A 560-nucleotide genomic window follows, 5' to 3' on the forward strand; every position below is an offset into this window, starting at 1 on the left:
GACGCCTTTGGGTCGGCCGGTGGAGCCGGAGGTGTAGATGACGTAGGCGGGATGATCGGGCGCGAGTGCGGTGACGGGATTGCCGGAGGGCTGATCCGTCACGTCGAGCGCGTCCAGCAGCAGCACCGGCGTCGCGGCGACGGTGTCCGCCGGGGGACGGTGCCCGGTCGTCGTCAGCACAAGGACGGGCCGGGCATCGCCGACCATGTGAGCCACCCGAGCCGCCGGATAGGCCGGATCAAGAGGCAGGTAGGCCGCACCCGCCTTCAGCACCGCCAAAACCGCGACGACCAGGTCCGCGCTGCGAGGCAGCGCCACCGCCACCACGTCCTCCGGACCGACACCACGCCCCACCAGCACACGAGCCAGCCGGTTCGCCCGCTCGTTCAACTCCCCGTACGACAGCGTGGAACCCTCCCACACCACCGCCGCCGCACCCGGCGCCGCCGCCACCCGCGCCTCGAACAACTCCGGCAACGTCACCCGCGACGACACCACAGCAGCCGGCCCCGCCAGCACAGCCGCCCGCTCCTGCGCGGACAGCAGATCCATCCGCCCGA

Annotated in this window: 1 protein-coding gene; it reads right to left on the reverse strand. The window is 72.3% G+C overall.

From position 1 onward, the window contains the following. Positions 1-552, reverse strand: a 552-nt coding sequence (locus ACP4J3_RS50870) for an AMP-binding protein (RefSeq protein WP_426545123.1), incomplete at its 3' end; no start/stop codon positions are given. Positions 553-560 lie beyond the last annotated feature (8 nt).

Origin of the sequence: Streptomyces sp. UG1, from assembly GCF_049974585.1 — a bacterium.
In the GTDB taxonomy this organism is placed as follows: domain Bacteria; phylum Actinomycetota; class Actinomycetes; order Streptomycetales; family Streptomycetaceae; genus Streptomyces.